The organism is Curtobacterium sp. TC1 (genome assembly GCF_019844075.1).
Classification (GTDB): domain Bacteria; phylum Actinomycetota; class Actinomycetes; order Actinomycetales; family Microbacteriaceae; genus Curtobacterium.
Genome location: NZ_CP081964.1, coordinates 1710007 through 1727411, shown reverse-complemented (window position 1 = coordinate 1727411; position 17405 = coordinate 1710007). Strand labels below are relative to the sequence as shown.

The 17405-nt window shown below is 71.3% G+C and carries 12 protein-coding genes and 1 pseudogene; 1 reads left to right on the top strand and 12 read right to left on the bottom strand.

Annotated features, from left to right (window positions below; translation table 11 throughout):
* Positions 1-282: 282 nt before the first annotated feature.
* From KZI27_RS20455 to KZI27_RS09205, 12 genes and pseudogenes are all read right to left on the bottom strand, one after another.
* Positions 283-1635: pseudogene (locus tag KZI27_RS20455) on the bottom strand (ComEC/Rec2 family competence protein); the annotation flags it as partial.
* Between the two features lie 720 nt (positions 1636-2355).
* Positions 2356-3150, bottom strand: a complete 795-nt coding sequence (locus tag KZI27_RS09255; protein WP_222660785.1) for a ComEA family DNA-binding protein — start codon at positions 3148-3150, stop codon at positions 2356-2358.
* 106 nt (positions 3151-3256) lie between these two features.
* A complete protein-coding gene (gene leuS, locus KZI27_RS09250) occupies positions 3257-5797 on the bottom strand; it encodes a leucine--tRNA ligase (protein WP_222660783.1) in 2541 nt (846 codons plus the stop codon).
* Positions 5798-5847: 50 nt separating this feature from the next.
* The gene (gene cydC / locus KZI27_RS09245) at positions 5848-7608 is read right to left on the bottom strand and encodes a thiol reductant ABC exporter subunit CydC (protein WP_222660781.1); all 1761 of its coding nucleotides are present in this window, start codon (positions 7606-7608) and stop codon (positions 5848-5850) included.
* Positions 7605-9281: a thiol reductant ABC exporter subunit CydD gene (cydD, locus tag KZI27_RS09240; protein WP_222660779.1), complete on the bottom strand. Its 1677-nt coding sequence runs from the start codon at positions 9279-9281 to the stop codon at positions 7605-7607. The genes cydC and cydD overlap by 4 nt, the downstream gene beginning before the upstream one ends.
* 10 nt (positions 9282-9291) lie before the next feature.
* Complete coding sequence (gene cydB / locus KZI27_RS09235; RefSeq protein WP_222660777.1) at positions 9292-10296, bottom strand: cytochrome d ubiquinol oxidase subunit II; 1005 nt, start codon at positions 10294-10296, stop codon at positions 9292-9294.
* A gap of 1 nt (position 10297) precedes the next feature.
* Positions 10298-11710 (bottom strand): cytochrome ubiquinol oxidase subunit I, encoded by a 1413-nt coding sequence (locus KZI27_RS09230; protein WP_222660775.1) that lies wholly within the window; start codon positions 11708-11710, stop codon positions 10298-10300.
* A gap of 274 nt (positions 11711-11984) precedes the next feature.
* Positions 11985-12905 (bottom strand): ABC transporter substrate-binding protein, encoded by a 921-nt coding sequence (locus KZI27_RS09225; protein WP_222660773.1) that lies wholly within the window; start codon positions 12903-12905, stop codon positions 11985-11987.
* Positions 12902-13630, bottom strand: coding sequence for an ABC transporter permease (locus KZI27_RS09220; protein ID WP_123313146.1), 729 nt, complete (start codon positions 13628-13630; stop codon positions 12902-12904). Before KZI27_RS09220 ends, KZI27_RS09225 begins: the two co-directional genes overlap by 4 nt.
* Positions 13627-14343 carry an ABC transporter permease gene (locus KZI27_RS09215; protein ID WP_222660771.1) on the bottom strand — a complete coding sequence of 239 codons (717 nt, stop codon included), beginning with the start codon at positions 14341-14343 and terminating at the stop codon, positions 13627-13629. The genes KZI27_RS09220 and KZI27_RS09215 overlap by 4 nt, the downstream gene beginning before the upstream one ends.
* Positions 14340-15263: an ABC transporter ATP-binding protein gene (locus KZI27_RS09210; RefSeq protein ID WP_123312919.1), complete on the bottom strand. Its 924-nt coding sequence runs from the start codon at positions 15261-15263 to the stop codon at positions 14340-14342. The genes KZI27_RS09215 and KZI27_RS09210 overlap by 4 nt, the downstream gene beginning before the upstream one ends.
* Before the next feature lie 216 nt (positions 15264-15479).
* Positions 15480-16127: a TetR/AcrR family transcriptional regulator gene (locus KZI27_RS09205; protein WP_260233051.1), complete on the bottom strand. Its 648-nt coding sequence runs from the start codon at positions 16125-16127 to the stop codon at positions 15480-15482.
* A 139-nt stretch (positions 16128-16266) separates the two neighbouring features.
* On the opposite strand from KZI27_RS09205, the gene KZI27_RS09200 reads away from it, so the two are divergent.
* Entirely contained in the window at positions 16267-17331 is a 1065-nt protein-coding gene (locus KZI27_RS09200; protein WP_111085765.1) for an App1 family protein, read from the top strand.
* Positions 17332-17405 lie beyond the last annotated feature (74 nt).

The window sequence follows — 17405 nt, the reverse complement described above, 5'->3', positions numbered from 1 at the left end:
ACGGGCGGCCGCCGACGGCGTGCGCTCCGTCCACACCCGCAGGTCGTCCGCGCCCGTCCGACCGACCACGACGGTGCCGAGTTCGTCGGTCCGGTACGCCGCGGTCCCCGCCGACGCGAGCATCGACAGCGCCGAGCGTGTCGGGTGGCCGTAGGTGTTGTCCGCGCCGACGCCGACGAGTCCGACACGGGCCGCGAGCTGTCGGTACAGCAGCGGGTCCTGGTCCGCCGAACCGTGGTGCGAGACCTTCACGACGTCGAGCGGGCCGGCGGGCAGCCCGCCACCGGAACGGAGTCGACGCTGCGCGGTCTCGCCCAGGTCGCCGAGGAACACCCCGGACAGGCACGTGGAGCAGCCGTCGCCCGGCGTTGGCTCGGTCACGAGCACGATGCTGGCGTCGTTGCCCGCGTCCGGATCGCCCGCACGCGGCCACACGACGCGCCAGCTGAGCGGCCCGAGCACACCGGACACCCGGTCGTCGGCCCGCCGGACGTCGACGCCACCGCGCTGCAGGTCCCGCACGACGCGGGTGTCCGATGCGCGACCGACGGGTCCGACCAGTGCCGTGTCGACCATGCCCGCGACCTCGTCCACCGCACCGACGTGGTCGCGGTCGAAGTGCGTGAGGACGAGCAGGTCGATCCTGCTGATCCGCAGCAGCTCGAGGCAGGCGCGTAGGCGCTCCGGGTCGTCCCCGGTGTCGATCAACGCCGTGCGGGTGCCGCCGCGGACCAGCACGGCGTCCCCTTGTCCGACGTCGCACGCAGCGACCGCCCAGTCCCGCGGAACGGTGCCGCGCACGACCAGCACCGGGACCGCGACGGCGGCGACACCGACCACGACGACCACGCCCGCGACGAGCAGCAGGCGGTTCCTGACCGTCGGTGTGCTCAGCACGGCGACCGCGAGGCACGCGCTGACGAGCACCGCGCCGCCCACGCCGACCGTGCCGCCCGGCCAGGGAGCCGACGCGTACGGCAGTCCTGCGGCGCCGTGGGCGATGCCACCGACCGCCGATGCGGGCACCCAGGCGACGGCTGCGAGCACCGACCCGCCCCACGGCCAGACCGGCGCGAGCAGACACGCACCGAGGCCGACGACGGTGACGATCGGCGCCAGGGGCTCGGCCAGCAGGTTCGCCGGCACCGCGTAGGTCGGCAGGGCCGCCGACAGCGGGATCGTCACGGGCCAGCACTCGACCTGCGCCGCCACCGGCACCGCCAGTGACACGGCGATCGGCGCCCACAGCCGTCGGGCGAACAGCGTTGTGAGCGGTGGTCCGAGCACCACGATGCCGGACGTGGCGAGCACGGACAGCGCGAACCCGAACGATCGCGCGAACCAGGGGTCCACCACGAGCATGCCGATCGCGGCCAGTGCGACGAGCGGCACACCGCGCACGGGGCGGCCGGACAGGTGCACGACCAGCACGACGACCGCCATCACCGTGGCCCGGACGATCGACGGGTCGGGCCGGACGAGCACCACGAAGGCGAGCAGGACGGCGACGGCCGACGCCGCCCGGATGCCACGGGGAGCACCGCAGAGCCGCCCGACCACCACCACCAGGCCGACCACCACGGCGCAGTTCGACCCGGACACCGCGGTCAGGTGGGTCAGCGCCGACGTCTCCATGGCCGCCTCGGTCTCCGGGTCGAGGCCGGAACGGTCACCGATCGCCAGGCCGCGCAGGAGCGCGGCCCCCGGCTCGGGCAGACCGGCCGTCGCGCGGACGAAGGCCTGGCGAGCGACGTCGGTCGCTCCGAGCAGTCCGCCGGGAGGCTCAGTGGTCGGCGCACCCCGGACGAAGAGCACGAACGCGGTCGCGGCTCCGGGGGCATCGGGTTCGAGAGTCCCGGTACCGGTCACCCGCGTGCCCGCGGCCAGCACCCTGTCGTGGTCGTCACCCGCCGGCACGAGCCGGACCGGTGCCCGGAGCGCGCCCAGGGTGTCGGCGCGCTCGAGCGTCGCGACCACGGATCGGTCACCCGGGCCCAGGTCGCGCGACAGGACCGCGTCGAACGGGACGGCACCCGAGCCGGAGGCGAGAGCCCGGAGCGGCTCCGGTGCACGGCGGGTCTCCCCCACGGCGACCGAGACCGCCAGCAGCGCGGTCAGCCCTGCCGCGAGGAGCACGGGGCCGGCGCAGGCAGACGCCGTCCGCCGACGACGGCCGGCCACGAGCGCGCTCCCTCCGGCCAGCACGGCGGCCACGGCAGCGACGACGGGAGCCGCTCCCGGTCCCCCGACGAGCACGGCCGTGGCGATCCAGGCCGTCACGACGGGCGCTGCCACCCGCAGGTCCGCCGCGCTCGGCCGCAGCTGTACGGGTACGGGCATCGTGACCGGCACCGCTCACACCCGCACACGATCGCGGAGCTCGGCGAACCGGACGTCGCCGATGCCGCTGACGTCGAGCAGGTCCTCGACCGCGGTGAACCGACCGTGTTCGTCGCGCCAGGCCAGGATCCGGCCGGCCAACCCCGGACCGATGCCGGGCAGGGTCTCGAGCGCAGCCTGGTCGGCACTGTTCAGGTCGACGACGGCGGCGCCGCCGGGTCCCGCCGCACCCGCGCCGTCGTCCGCGCTCCCGCCGCCCCCGGTCGCTGCGGCCGCGCCACCGTCCACCGGATCGAGCGCCGACGGGACCTCGCCCTCGCCCACCCGCGGCACGTACAACCGCTCCCCGTCGGTCAGCACCCGGGCCAGGTTCAACCGAGCGAGGTCGGCGTCCGCCGTCGCCCCGCCGGCTCGCTCGATCGCGTCCGTGACCCGGCTCGACGGCGCCAGGCGCACCACACCGTCGCGCTCGACCGCCCCGAGCACGTGCACCACGACACCCGCCGTGCCCGTGGTGGCCGTCCCCTCACCGGCTGCCGGGTCTGCGGTCGGCGAACCGGCGTCCGGCGGACCGGCGGTCGGCGACACGGTCGGAGCCCCGTTGACCACGACCCCGCCCGCTCCGGCACCACCGCGCCCCGACAACGACCCGACCAGGACCACCACGAGCGCGACCGCCACGACGACCCCGGCCAGCACCACCGCGGCCCGCGGCGACAGCGCCAACCGTGACCACGGCACGCGTCCCGACGACGGCGCGCCGTGCGGTGACCGCGGTTCCGGCGACGAGGGCGACGAGGGCGACGACATGCCCGGAACGCTACGGAGCCCGGCCGATCGGCCGGGCTCCGGAGTGCTGGTCTGTGGACAGGCGTGCCGGCCGTCCACCCTGTGGGCGGCCAGCGACGCGCTCCGACTACCCCTTGATCGCGATGTTCACGAGCTTCGGCGCCCGCACGATGACCTTCACGATCTCGCGGTCACCGATGTACCGCTGCACGTTCGCGGAGGCCCGCGCGAGCGCCTCGAGCTCCGACGGCTCGATCGACTTCGACACCTCGAACGAGTCGCGCACCTTGCCGTTGACCTGCACGACGGCCGTCAGGGTCTCCTGCACGAGCAGCGTCGGGTCGGCCTTCCGCCAGCCGTGCAGCGCGACGGTGGCCTCGTACCCGAGCTGCTCCCACATCTCCTCGCCGGTGTACGGCGCGAACACGGCGAGGCCGAGCGTGACGGTCTCGACGGCTTCGCGCACGGCGGGGTCGGCGGCACCGGGGCCGCTGTCGATCGCCTTGCGGGTCACGTTCACCAGGTCCATGAGCCGCGCGATCACGACGTTGAACTTGAACGACTCCATCAGTCCGGGCGCATCGGCCAGGAACCGGTGCGTCACCTGGCGCAGGGCGCGGTCACCCTCGGCCCAGACGACGTCGGGAGTCGACGTGACGTCGGTCGCCAGGCGGTAGGCGCGAGCCAGGAAGCGTGCCGAGGCGGACGGGGAGACGTCCTCCCAGTTGATGTCGTCCTCCGGCGGCCCGGCGAAGCCCATCACCAGACGGATCGCGTCGACGCCGTTCGCGTCGAGCTCGTCCCCGAGCGAGACGCCGCCCTTGGACTTCGACATCTTCGAGCCACCGGACAGCACCATGCCCTGGTTGAGCAGCGCCGAGAACGGCTCGGTGAAGTCGAGGTAGCCGAGGTCGAACAGCACCTTGGTGACGAAGCGTGCGTACAGCAGGTGCAGGATCGCGTGCTCGATCCCGCCGATGTACTGGTCGACCGGCGCCCACTTGCGGGCGATCGCGGGGTCGAACGCCTGGGTGTCGTCGTTCGCCGCCAGGAAGCGCAGGAAGTACCACGACGAGTCGACGAAGGTGTCCATCGTGTCGGTGTCACGGAGCGCGGGCGTGCCGTCGACCGGGTTCGGCACGTTGACCCAGTCGGTCGCGCCGCCGAGCGGCGAGGTGCCCTTCGGCTTGAGGTCGAGCCCGTCGGTGTCGGGCAGTCGCACCGGCAGCTGGTCGAGCGGCACGGGGTGCTCGCTGCCGTCGGCACCGTGGATGATCGGGATCGGCGTACCCCAGAAGCGCTGGCGCGAGATGAGCCAGTCGCGCAGGCGGTAGGTCTTGGCGGCGCGGCCGGTCCCGCGCTCCTCGAGCAGCGAGATCGCGGCGGTGATCGCGTGCTGCTTCGACATGCCGTCGAGCGGCCCGGAGTTGATCATCCGGCCCTGCCCCGTCAGGGCCTCGCCGGTCGTGGCCGGGTTGCGGTCGGGCAGCTCGGTGTCCTCGGTGATCACCGGGATCGCACCGGTGACGGCGGCGTTGGTGTCGACGACGACCTTCACCGGCAGGTCGAACGCCCGCGCGAAGTCGAGGTCGCGCTGGTCGTGCGCCGGGACGGCCATGACCGCGCCGTGACCGTAGTCGGCGAGCACGTAGTCGGCGGCCCAGATCGGCAGGCGCTCACCCGTGAGCGGGTGGATCGCGAAGCGGCCGAGCGGCACACCGGTCTTCGGCCGGTCGGCGTTCTGCCGGTCGATCTCCGAGGTCTTCTGGGTGGCGACCAGGTACGAATCGAACGCAGCCCGGACGTCGTCCGGAGCAGACGAGACGAGCTCAGCCGCCAGGTCGGAATCCGGCGCGACGACCAGGAACGTCACGCCGTGGATCGTGTCGGGTCGCGTCGTGAAGACCGTGACGGGCTCGTCCCGGCCCTCGATGACGAAATCGACGTCGGCACCGACCGAGCGACCGATCCAGTTCCGCTGCTGCGCGATGACCTTGGCGGGCCACCGGCCCTCGAGCTGGTTGAGGTCGTCGAGCAGGCGGTCGGCGTACTCCGTGATCTTGAAGTACCACTGCGTGAGCTTCTTCTTGACGACGACGGCACCGGAGCGGTCCGAGGTGCCGTCCGGCAGGACCTGCTCGTTCGCGAGCACGGTCTGGTCCACCGGGTCCCAGTTGACCCAGCTGTCCTTGCGGTACGCCAGGCCCTTCTCGTACATCTTCAGGAACAGCCACTGGTTCCACTTGTAGTACTCGGGGTCCGAGGTGTGGATCTCGGTGCTCCAGTCGAACGACGGCGCGTAGCGCTTGAAGGACGCCTTCTGCTGCGCGATGTTCGCGTAGGTCCAGTCCTTCGGGTCCACCCCGCGCTTGATCGCGGCGTTCTCGGCGGGCAGGCCGAACGAGTCCCAGCCGATGGGGTGCAGGACGTTGAAGCCCTGCTGGCGCCAGTAGCGCGCGACGAAGTCACCGAGCGCCCAGTTCTCGGCGTGCCCCATGTGGAGGTCGCCGGACGGGTACGGGAACATCTCGAGGATGTACTTGCGCGGACGGGTGTCGTCGAGGTCGGTGGTGAAGAGCCCGAGCTCTTCCCAGCGGGGCTGCCACTTCTCCTGGATACGACGGAAGTCGTAGGCGTTCGGGTCCTCGGCGTGCTGCTCGGTGGTCACGGTCGTCAACGATACAAGCCGGGAGGCCCGTCCCGCGTCCGCCCGCCGGCTCACCCTGCGAGCAGGCGCCCGTCCCGCATCCGCAGGGTGCGGTCGACCAGGTCCGTGCTGACCGGCACGTGCGACACGATCACGATCGTGCGGCCCGCTGCGCGGGCCGTCGTCACGAGGTCGCGCAGGACGGCGTCGCCGAGGTCCGGGTCGATGTCCGCCGTGGGTTCGTCGAGCACCAGCACCGGGAACGCGTGCAGGAGGGCGCGGGCCAGGGCGAGGCGGTGCGCCTGGCCGCCGGACACCAGACCGCCGCGCTCCCCCACCGACGCGTCGAGCCCACCGCGACGCCCGACCCACTCGCCGAGGCCGACCCGGTCGAGCACCGCGAGCAGCTCGTCGTCGGTGGCGGTCTCGCGGGCGAACAGCAGGTTCTGCCGCACGGACTGGTCGAAGACGAACGGATCCTGCTCGATGAGCCCGATGCGGGCACGGACGGCGTCGGGGTGCATGTCCTTCGCCGAGGTCCCGTCGAGCGTGTACGAGCCCCGGTGGTCGACGAACCGGACGAGCGCGTCGACGAGGGTGGACTTCCCCGCGCCGCTCGGCCCCTCGAGCACGACGACCTCGCCGGGTCGCAGGTCGAGCGAGGCCCCGTCGACCGCGGGTGCCGGCGCTCCTGGCCACTGCACGGTCAGGTTGCGCAGCGCCACGGTGACCGGCCCGGACACCGCCAGTTCGGCGGGGTCGGCGTCCTGCTCGGGTTCCGGCACGATGCCCGCGGGTACCTCTGCCGGGACGACCTGCTCGACCCGCTCGGCGGCGGCACGCACCCGGCGGAGCGTGAGGACGGCGAGCGGTACGCCCCCGATGACCTCGAACAGGGCGAGCGGCACGAACACCGTCAGCGCCCAGAGTGGACCGTCGAGCGCCCCGGCCACCACGGCTGGTGCACCGACGGCCAGGATCCCGATGACCGCCGCGCCGCCGAGCAGCCCGACCAGGGCGCCGACGAGCGACTCGACCGTGCCGCGACGACGCACCGCTCGGGTGACGCCGGCGTCGAGGCGGGCGATGTGCGCCAGCCGCTCGTCGAGGGTGCCGTAGGCGGCGAAGACGTCGAGCGTCCGGACGGTGTCGAGCACGAGGTCGGCGACCCGGCCGCGGTCCGCCGCGGTCTCGCGATCGGAGCGCTCGGCGATCGAGCGTGTCACGACCGACCCGAGCAGCGCCGCGACCGCCAGGGCCAGCACGAGCACGACGGCTGCCGGCACCGACACGCACGCCACGGCGACGACGGACAGCACGGCGACGACCCCGGCGGACACCAGCGGTCCGACGACGCGGATGGGCAGGTCCTGCAGCCGGTCCGTGTCGGTGACCAGTCGGGTCATCAGGTCGCCGCGGCCGGTGCTCCCCAATCCCGCCGGCGCGACCGAGGCGAGCCGCCGGTACATCTCGGTCCGCACCACCGCGAGCTGCCGGAAGGACGCGTCGTGCCCGGCGAGCCGGTCGACGTAGCGCAGCGCCGCCCTGCCGAGGGCGAACGCCCGGACGCCCACCATCACGAGGGTCAGGTACAGGATCGGCGGGTGCTCGGCGGCACGGGTGATGAGGTAGCCGCTCGCGGCGAGGAGTGCCACGGCGCAGACCGCGCTGAGCGCGCCGGCGGCGACGGCCTTCGCCCATCCCGACCCGTGCGGCAACGCGAGGCGCAGGACGGAGCCCCCACGGGCCTCCCGGGACAGCGCCCGCTGCCGGGACAGCGCCCGCTGCCGGGACAGCGCCCGCTGCCGGGACGACCCCCACTGCCGGCTCATGCGCGCGCCCCCGTCCGGACGGTGACCGAGCCGCCGGTGCCGATGTCGACGCGGACGTCGGCCGCGGCGACGACCGCCGGTCGGTGGCTGGCGACCACGACGACGGCTCCGTCGGCTGCGAGGCCGCGGAGCGCGGCGACGACACGGGCCTCGGCCTCGGCGTCGAGCGCCGACGTGGGCTCGTCGAGCAGCACCAACGGCGTGCCGACCCGGCGGGCGCGGTACAGCGCCCGCGCGACGGCGACGCGCTGCGCCTGCCCGCCGGACAGGCCGCTGCCCCCGGCGCCGATCGGGAGGCCCGGGTCGACCTCCAGCCCGGCGTCGCGCAACGCGGTCCGCACGTCCGCGGCGTCGGGGGTCGCGCTGAGCGCGACGTTCTCGGCGACGGTCCCGCGCACGAGGCGGGGGCGCTGGTCGGCCCAGGTGGTGCGCTCGGTGACGGTCGTACCGGCGGCACCGGGCACGACGACGGTGCCGTCGTGCGGCAGGACGCCGCGGAGCGCGGCGATCAGGCTCGACTTGCCGGAGCCGCTCGGCCCGGCGAGGACGACGACGGTGCCGGGACCGGCGTGCAGGTCGAGCGGGCCGATCACCACGTCCGGCCGGCGGACGGTCAGTCCGTGCACGGCCAACGCCGTCGCCGCCGCGCTGTCCGCGCCCGCGGCCTGCCTGCCGATGGTGTCCGGACCGTCGTGCGGCGCGGGGTCCGTGTCGTCGGCGAGCACGTCGAGGACCGCTGCCGATGCCTCGACGCCGTCCTGGGCGGCGTGGAAGTCCGCACCGACCTGACGGATGGGGGCGAACGCCTCGGGAGCGAGGACCAGGACGAACATCGCCGCCCCGAGCCCGAGCGAGCCGTCGACCAACCGGATGCCGATCGACACCGCGACGAGGGCGACGGACAGGCTCGCAGCGAGCTCGAGGGCGAACCCGCTCACGAAGGACAGCCGGAGCACCCCGAGCGTGCCGCGACGGTACTCGTCCGTGACGACACCGATGCGGCCGACCTGGCGGCGGGCACGACCGAAGACCTTGAGCGTGGACAGGCCCTCGACGGCCTCGAGGAAGGCGCCGCCGAGCTTCGCGAGGGCGTCGGACTGCTTCCGCTGCAGCGCCTGGGTCGCGAGCCCGATCAGGATCATGAACACCGGGATGACCGGCAGGGCGAACAGGATGATCAGCCCGCTCGTCAGGTCACCGAGGCCGATCGCGACCAGCAGCAGCGGCGTGGCGATCGCGGTCAGCGCGAGCTGCGGCAGGTAGCGGCCGAAGTAGGCGTCGAGCGCGTCGAGCCCCGGCCCGAGGGTGGTGGCGAACCCCGCACTCGAGCGGCCCGCCAGCCAGGACGGACCGCGCTCGGCCGCGCGGGCGAGCACCGTCGTGCGCATCTCGCTCTTCACCTTCGCCGCGGCGCGTGCCGCCAGGTCGTCGGTCGCCCATGCCGCGACGGCACGGAGCACGAACGCTCCGCCGAGCAGTGCGAGGGCCTGCCCGAGGGCGTCCGGGACACGGCCGACGTGGACCGCGTCGATGCCGAGCGTCACGGCGGCGGCGATCCCCCAGGCGATCGCGATGGTCGCGACCGTGCGGAGGACGCCGGTGCCGGCGGCCGCGACGATGAAGCCGCGCGCCGTCCGCGACAGGCGCAGGAGTCGCGGGTCGAGCGGCTTCACCGTCGCCTGCCTAGTGCGCGGCCTGGGTGACCTGGGCCCGCGAGACACGCTTGCGGAACACCCAGTAGGTCCAGGCCTGGTAGGCGAACACGAGGGGGACGAAGATCAGCGCCACCCAGCTCATCACCGTCAGCGTGTACGAGCCGCTCGAGGCGTTGTACACGTTCAGGCTGTTCGCCGGGTCGTTGGTGGCGGGCATGACGTCCGGGAAGACCGCCGTGAACATGGCGAGCACGATCGCGGCGATGGTGACGGCCATCAGCGTGAACGCACGGCCCTCCTTGCCCCAGGCGTTGCACAGCACGGCCAGGACCAGCGCGAGCGCCGCGACCACGGAGAGCACGAGCGAGGCCGGGGTCGCCCGGACGAACGCCATCCAGACCAGGAACGCGGCGCCGACGAGGATCGTCAGGATGCCGGCCCGGGTCGCCAGTCGCTTGGCGCGCTCGCGGATCTCGCCCTCGGTCTTCAGCGCGACGAACACGACGCCGTGGGTGAAGAACACCAGCAGCGTGGCCACGCCGGTGAGCAGTGCGAACGGGTTGAGCAGGTCGAACAGCGTGCCCGTGTAGTTGTGGCCGGAGTCCATCGGGATCCCGCGCACCACGTTGCCGAACGCGACGCCCCAGAGGAACGACGGCACGGCGGACCCGACGATGATCATCAGGTCGAAGCGGCGCTTCCACTCGAGGTGCTTGTTCTGGTGCCGGTACTCGAACGAGACGCCGCGCAGGATCAACGCCGCCAGGATGAGCAGCAGCGCCAGGTAGAAGCCGGAGAACATCGTCGCGTACCACTCGGGGAACGCCGCGAACAGGCAGGCGCCCGCGACGATGACCCAGGTCTCGTTGAGGTCCCAGACCGGGCCGATCGTGTTGATGAGCACCCGGCGGTCGGTGTCGTCCTTGCCGAGGAAGGGCAGGGACATGCCGACACCGAAGTCGAAGCCGTCGAGGACGAAGTAGCCGACGAAGAACACGCCGACGATCGCGAACCAGAGGACAGGCAGATCCATCTCAGTACACCGTCACTTCGTGCTTGACCTCGCCGGTCTCCTCGTCGACCGCTGCCGGAGCGGCAGGGCCCTCTTGCGCGACCTTCTTGATGAGCTTGAACTCGACCACCGCCAGCGAGCCGTAGATCACGGTGAACACGATGAGCGAGATGAGGACCTCGAGCCCGGTCACGTTCGGCGAGACGCCATCGCTGGTCTTGAGCAGCCCGAACACGAGCCACGGCTGGCGACCCATCTCGGTGAAGATCCAGCCGACGATCATCGCGGCCATCGGGAGCGGGACGGTCCAGGTGGCGACGCGCCAGATCCAGCGCTTCGTCGGGAAGCGGCCCTTGCGGGTCAGCCAGAGGCCGGCGAGCGACACCACGACCGCACCGACGCCGAGCGCGATCATCCAGCGGAACGACCAGTAGGTCACCCAGATGATCGGCTTGTAGTCGCCGGGCCCGTACACCTGCGTGTACTGGGCCTGCAGGTCGTTGATGCCCTCGACCGTGCCGTTGAAGGTGTGCGTCGACAGGAACGACAGCAGGTAGGGCACCCGGATCGAGAACAGTTCGTGCACGCCGTCGGGGGTGCCGAGGGTGAAGATCGAGAACGAGGCGTCCTTGCCGGTCGCCGTGTTGTACAGCGCCTCGGCCGCAGCCATCTTCATCGGCTGGGTGTCGACCATCGTCAGGCCGAGCTGGTCGCCGGTGAGCACGGTCAGGGCACCCGCAGCGACCATGGTCCACATGCCGAACTTCAACGCCGGCATCATCGTCTCGAGGTTCTGGTTGCGCGCCAGGTGGTACGCGGCGACCGAGATGATGACCGCCGCGGCGACCATGAAGCACGCGAACAGCGTGTGCGGGAACGCCGCGAGGGCGACCTTGTTGCCCAGGACCGCCCAGATGTCGGTGAGCTCCGCGCGCCCCTTGGCCTCGTTCATCGAGAACCCGACCGGGTGCTGCATGAACGCGTTCGCGGCGATGATGAAGTACGCCGACATGATCGTGCCCGCACTGACGCACCAGATGCTCGCCAGGTGCAGCCCCTTCGGCAGACGGTCCCAGCCGAAGATCCACACGCCGATGAACGCCGCTTCGAAGAAGAACGCCAGGATCCCCTCGAGCGCGAGGGGCGCCCCGAAGACGTCACCGACGAAGCGCGAGTAGTTCGACCAGTTCATGCCGAACTGGAACTCCTGCACGATGCCCGTCACGACGCCCATCGCGAAGTTGATGAGGAAGATCCGCCCGAAGAACCTAGTCAGCTGCAGGTAGTGCGCTCGACCGGTCCGGTACCAGGCGGTCTGGAACACGGCCACCACGGCGGCCATGCCGATCGTCAACGGGACGAAGAGGAAGTGGTAGATGGTCGTCAGACCGAACTGCCACCGCGACAGGATGAGCGGATCGAGGAGGTCGGTCATGCGGCACTTCCCAGTCGGGTCGCCGCGCGCAGTCGGTGCACGTCAGTGTCTTCCTGTGGAACGGATACATCAGATGTCACAGCCGTTGGGACTCTTCAACCGTACCGCGCCACCACCCACTTCGACAACTTGTAGAAATGTCCCGTGCACGAACGTGCAATGGCAGTGATCGGCACAACCGTGCGGCACGAATGTGCCGATCGGCGGTGCCGGAAACGACGACAGGCGCCGGGCAGTTGCCCGACGCCTGTCGTCTAACTCGCGGAGACTGCTGTTACAGCAGGCCCTCGTCCGTCAGGAACTCCTTGGCGATGGTGGACGCCTTCTCCTTGTCCGCCGTGCTCTTGGTGTTGAGCTCGATCAGGGCCTCGGGGGTCAGCTTCTCGTTGACCGAGTCGATCGCGTCCGCGGCCTTGTCGTTCACCTTGTCGGAGACGACGGGGATGACGTTCTGCGGCAGGATGAGGTTCTCCGGGTCCTCGAGCGTGACGAAGTCGTTCGCCTTGATGCTCGGGTCGGCGCTGTAGATGTCGGCGAGCTGGACGGTGCCGTCCTTCAGCGCCTTGACCGTCAGGGCTCCGCCGGAGTCCTCGACCGCCTTGAAGTCGACGTCGACGCCGTAGACCGACTTCAAGCCCTTCGGACCGTACGGACGGGTCTGGAACTCGGAGTTCGCGCCGACCGTGAGCTTGGACTTGACGTCCTTCAGGTCGGCCAGGCTCGTCACGTCGTTGTCCTCGGAGAACTGCTTCGTGACGGTGTAGCTGTCCTGGTCGGTCGCCTCGGCCTCGTCGAGGACCCGGAGGCCCTTCGGCAGCGCCGTCTCGAGGCCCTCGTCGATCTCGTCGGCGGTCTTCGCCTTGGAGTCCTTGTCGAAGTACTGCAGCAGGTTGCCGCTGTACTCGGGCATGACGTCGATTGCGCCCTTCTCGAGCTGCGGGATGTAGACCTCGCGCTGCCCGATGTTGAAGTTGCGCTCGACCTCGAAGCCATTCTTCTCGAGGACCTGTGCGTAGAGCTCGGCGATGATCTCGTTCGAGTAGTACTGCTGCGAGCCGACGACGATCGTCTTCGAGTCGGACGACGCACTGGAGCCGCTGTCGAGCGGGTCGCTCGACGCGCAGCCGGTCAGGGCGGCGGCGACGCCCAGTGCGAGCGCTGCTGCGACGCCCGCACGGATCTTTGCTGTGATCACGATGGATTTCCTTCCGGGATGGGATTGCGGGCTCGCTCGCGCGATCCCTGGCGCTGCCGGGCCGACGGGTCGGCGGTGCCCTTGGGCACCGACGCACGCTGCAGCACGGCGAACACGATCTCGAACGCGATCGCGAGTGCGATCACGAGGATGGAGGCGCCGAGCATCTCGGCGTAGTCCTGGGTCTTCAGACCGAGGAAGAAGTAGCCGCCGAGGCCGCCGGCACCGACGTAGGCGGCGAGCGTGGCCGTCGCGACGACCTGCAGCACGGCCGCGCGGAACCCGCCGATCAGCAAGGGCAGGCCGAGCGGGACCTCGACCTTCCACAGGATCTGCCAGCCCGTCATGCCCTGCGCCTTCGCGGCGTCGACGGTCACGGGTTCGACCGACTCGATCCCCGAGTAGGCGCCGGCCAGCACCGAGGGGATCGCCAGCACGACGAGCGCCAGGAGCGGCGCCTGCAGTCCGATGCCGAGCAGGAGTCCGAACAGGGAGAGCACACCGAGCGTCGGCAGTGCCCGGATCCCCCCGGACACGGCGATCGAGAAGCCCCGTGCGCGGCGTGTGTGGCCGATGGCGTACCCGATCGGCACCGCGATCACCGAGGCGATCACGACGGCGAGCAGGGTGATCCAGACGTGCTCCCAGAGCCGTCCGGGGATCGCGTTGTAGCCGGAGTAGTTGGTGGGGTCGAAGACCCAGGCGAAGGCCTGTCCGATGATCACGAGGAGACCTCCGCGGTCTGCAGCACGCGACGGGTCTGTCGGCGCGACACCGAGGCCGTCCGGGTCCACGGCATCACGATGCGGCCGAGCAGCACGAGGAGACCGTCGAGCACGAACGCCAGCACGAGGACCATGACGATGCCGGAGATGATCTCCTCGTAGATGCCCCGGCCGAGTCCGTCCGTGAACAGCGACCCGAGGCTCTGGATGCCGAGGACCGCGCCGACGGTGGTGAGCGAGATGGTGGAGACCGACACCACCCGCAGCCCGGCGAGGAGCACCGGCCCGGCGAGCGGCAGTTCGACGCGGAAGAACCGCTGCGCCGACGAGTACCCCATGGCGGTCGATGCCGACTTCGTCCCGGAGTCCACCGACGTGAGCCCGTCGACCGTCGACCGGACCATGAGGGCGAGGCCGTACAGCGTCAGGCCGATCACCACGTTGACCGGGCTCTGCAGACCGGTGCCGATGATGCCCGGCAGTGCCACGAACAGCGCCAGCGACGGGATCGCGTAGAGGAGTCCGGCGAACGTCACGATGCCGCTGCCGACGCCGGAGGCGAACCGCGATCCACCGGGGCGCTGGAGCCGGACGACGAGCCAGCCGATGGGGATGGACAGCAGGAAGGCGATGATGATCGGCGGGATGGCGATCGCCAGGTGCGCGACTGTGGCGTCACGGATCGTGTCGAGGTTCGCCAGCACCCACTTCACCGGGTGCCTCCACCCTGCGCCGGAGCACCCGGGGCGTCCTGCGACGCTCCGGCCTGGTTCGAGGTGGGGTCGGCCTGCACCGCGGCGGCGGCGTCGACGACGTTGACCGGTCCGGTGAGGACCCCGGCGGCGCGCCCGTCACCGTCGACGACGATCGGGCCCGTGGGGGTGTGCTCGACCCGCAGCGACCGACGCCCACGACCCACGCCGATGAAGTTCGCGACGAAGTCGTCGGCCGGCTCGGCAAGGATCTCGGACGGCGTGCCCTGCTGGGCGATCTCGCCGCCCTTCTTCAGGATGACGACCTGGTCGCCGAGCTTGAACGCCTCGTCGATGTCGTGCGTGACGAACACGACGGTCTTGCCGAGTTCGCGCTGCAGGCGGATGAGCTCGTCCTGCAGGTCGTTGCGGACCAGCGGGTCGACGGCGCCGAAGGGCTCGTCCATGAGCAGGATGTTCGGGTCGACGGCCAGCCCGCGGGCCACACCGACACGCTGCTGCTGCCCGCCGGACAGCTGGGACGGGTACCGGTCGGCGAACGCCCGGTCGAGTCCCACGGTGTCCATGAGCTCGAGCGCACGAGCGCGGGCGTCGGCCTTCGACGCCCCCGTCAGCAGGGGCACGGTCGCGATGTTGTCGACGACCTTGCGGTGCGGCAGCAGACCGGAGTTCTGCATGACGTACCCGATGCTCCGACGGAGCTTGACCGGGTCGACGCCGGAGACGTCGGAGCCGTCGATCTGCACAGAACCCGAGGTGGGGTCGACCATCCGGTTGATCATGCGCAGCAGCGTCGTCTTGCCGCACCCGCTCGAACCGACGAAGACGGTGGTGGTCCGGGACGGGATCACGAGGTCGAAGTCGTCGACCGCGGTGGTGCCGTCCGGGTAGGTCTTGCGAACCGAGCGGAACTCGATCATGGGTGCCCTTCTGTTCGGAGGTAGCCCGACTCCGGATGAGAGTACCCGCCAGGTCCGACAGTGGTTCACCCGTTCCGGCACGCGGCGCGTCCCGGACAGGTGCGCACCGCTGTGGACAGGACCGAGCGCACGACGGGACCAGCGCGGACGACGACGCCCGCGCCTCCTGTTCGGAGAGCACGGGCGGGTCGGATGGGGGCGGGTTCCGCGCCGGGTTCAGCCGGCGGCGACCACCGACTCCATGTGCGCACGGCTCATCGCGCGGTACTCGGCGATGAGCGCGGTGTCGGGGTTCGCCCGGTCGCGGTGCGCCCGTGCGAGCACGGCGTGTCCGGACTCGGCCAGCACCACCCAGGCCCGCGCGATGCGCTCGTCGTCGGGCAGACCGAACCGGTCGCGCATGATCTGCCCGACGGCGGCACCGAGCGCCCCCATGCGGTCTTCGGCGTCACCGGTCCCGGTGTCCGCGGTGTCGCCGAAGCGGATCGCGCGGAAGCCCGGCTCGGTGCGGTAGAGCTCCGCCGTCTCGTCGATCAGCGCATCGCAGGCCTGCTGCCAGGTCTCCGCGCCACTCGCGTCGAGCGCCGCGACGAAGCGCGCCGCGAGGCGCTGCGTGCAGCGGATGGCGAGTGCCTCGACCACGGCGATGCGGTCCGGGAAGTACCGGTAGACGGTACCGATGGACGCCCCGGCCCGTTCGGCGACCATCGCGGTCGTGAGTCGTTCGAAACCGATCTCGTCGATCACCGCGGCAGCAGCGTCGAGCAGACCCGCGAGGCGCGCCGAACTGCGGGCTTGGACCGGCTCGTTCCTGAGCAGTGATGATCCCCCCGGCAGAGCGTTCGTTACCTCGGTGACGAGCACGTGTTCTCCTCTTGCGCTCCAGCGCGGTTGGTTGGTGTGACGAGGACGATTTTCGCAGAGACCGGCTGGAACATGGCTGCGACTCACCACAGGCACCCTGGGACGTGGACTTCCGGGTCGTGCATGGGATGATGGGGCGATGCCCGACCCGACGCCCCACGAGCCGTCGTTGGCCGAGCCGCTCCTGCACCGCGCGGCCCGCATCGAGGACGCCGTCCAGGAGTTCCGCGAGCACCGTGCCCGCAGCCGTGGCCTGGTCCCGACCGTCGTCCCCTACACGGGCTACGGCGCCCCCGGATGGGTCCGGATCCTGTGCCGTGTGCTGCTGACCCGCCGCGGTCTCGCCTCCGACGTCTCCTACGCCGGCGTCCGTGGGTGGAAGAGCTTCACGAGCGTCGCGGTCGACCACGCCGAGGTCACCGTCACCGCCGGCGGGGTCTCGCACGTCGTCGAGACCGACCGCGGTGGGGTCGTCGACACCATCGTGCCGATCGACCTCGAACCGGGCTGGCGCACCGTGCGCCTGTCGGCCGGCGGCGGCCGCGACGTCGAGGCCGACGTGTTCGTCGTGCACCCCGACACCCGCTTCGGCCTGCTGTCCGACATCGACGACACGGTGATGGTCACCTCGCTCCCCCGCCCGATGCTGGCCGCCTGGAACTCGTTCGTCCTCACCGAGCACGCCCGCCGCCCGGTGCCGGGCATGTCCGTGCTGTACGAACGCGTGCAGGCGCAGCACCCCGGCTCCCCGACGGTGTACCTGTCCACCGGTGCCTGGAACGTCGCCCCGACGCTGCAGCGCTTCCTGACCCGCAACATGTACCCGTCGGGCACACTCCTGCTCACCGACTGGGGCCCCACGCACGACCGCTTCTTCCGGAGCGGGCAACTGCACAAGCAGCAGAACCTCCGACGTCTGGCGAAGGACTTCCCGGACGTCCAGTGGCTGCTCGTGGGCGACGACGGCCAGCACGACGAGTCGCTGTACGGCGAGTTCGCCCGCGAACACCCCGAGAACGTCGCGGGCGTCGCGATCCGACAGCTGTCCACGAGCGAGGCGGTCCTCGCCGGTGGACGCTCCCGAGCGCAGGAGCGCTCCCGCGACACCTCGGCGCCGTGGGTCTACGCACCGGACGGCGCCGGACTCTGGTCCGAGCTCGCACGCGTCGGCCTCGCCGAGGCGGACGCCTCCGACCCGGCCTGAGCGAGGTTTCAGGCACACCGACGGCACGCGGCCGGCAGACGGCCGGCGACCCGGCCGCTCATCCCCCGCGCTCG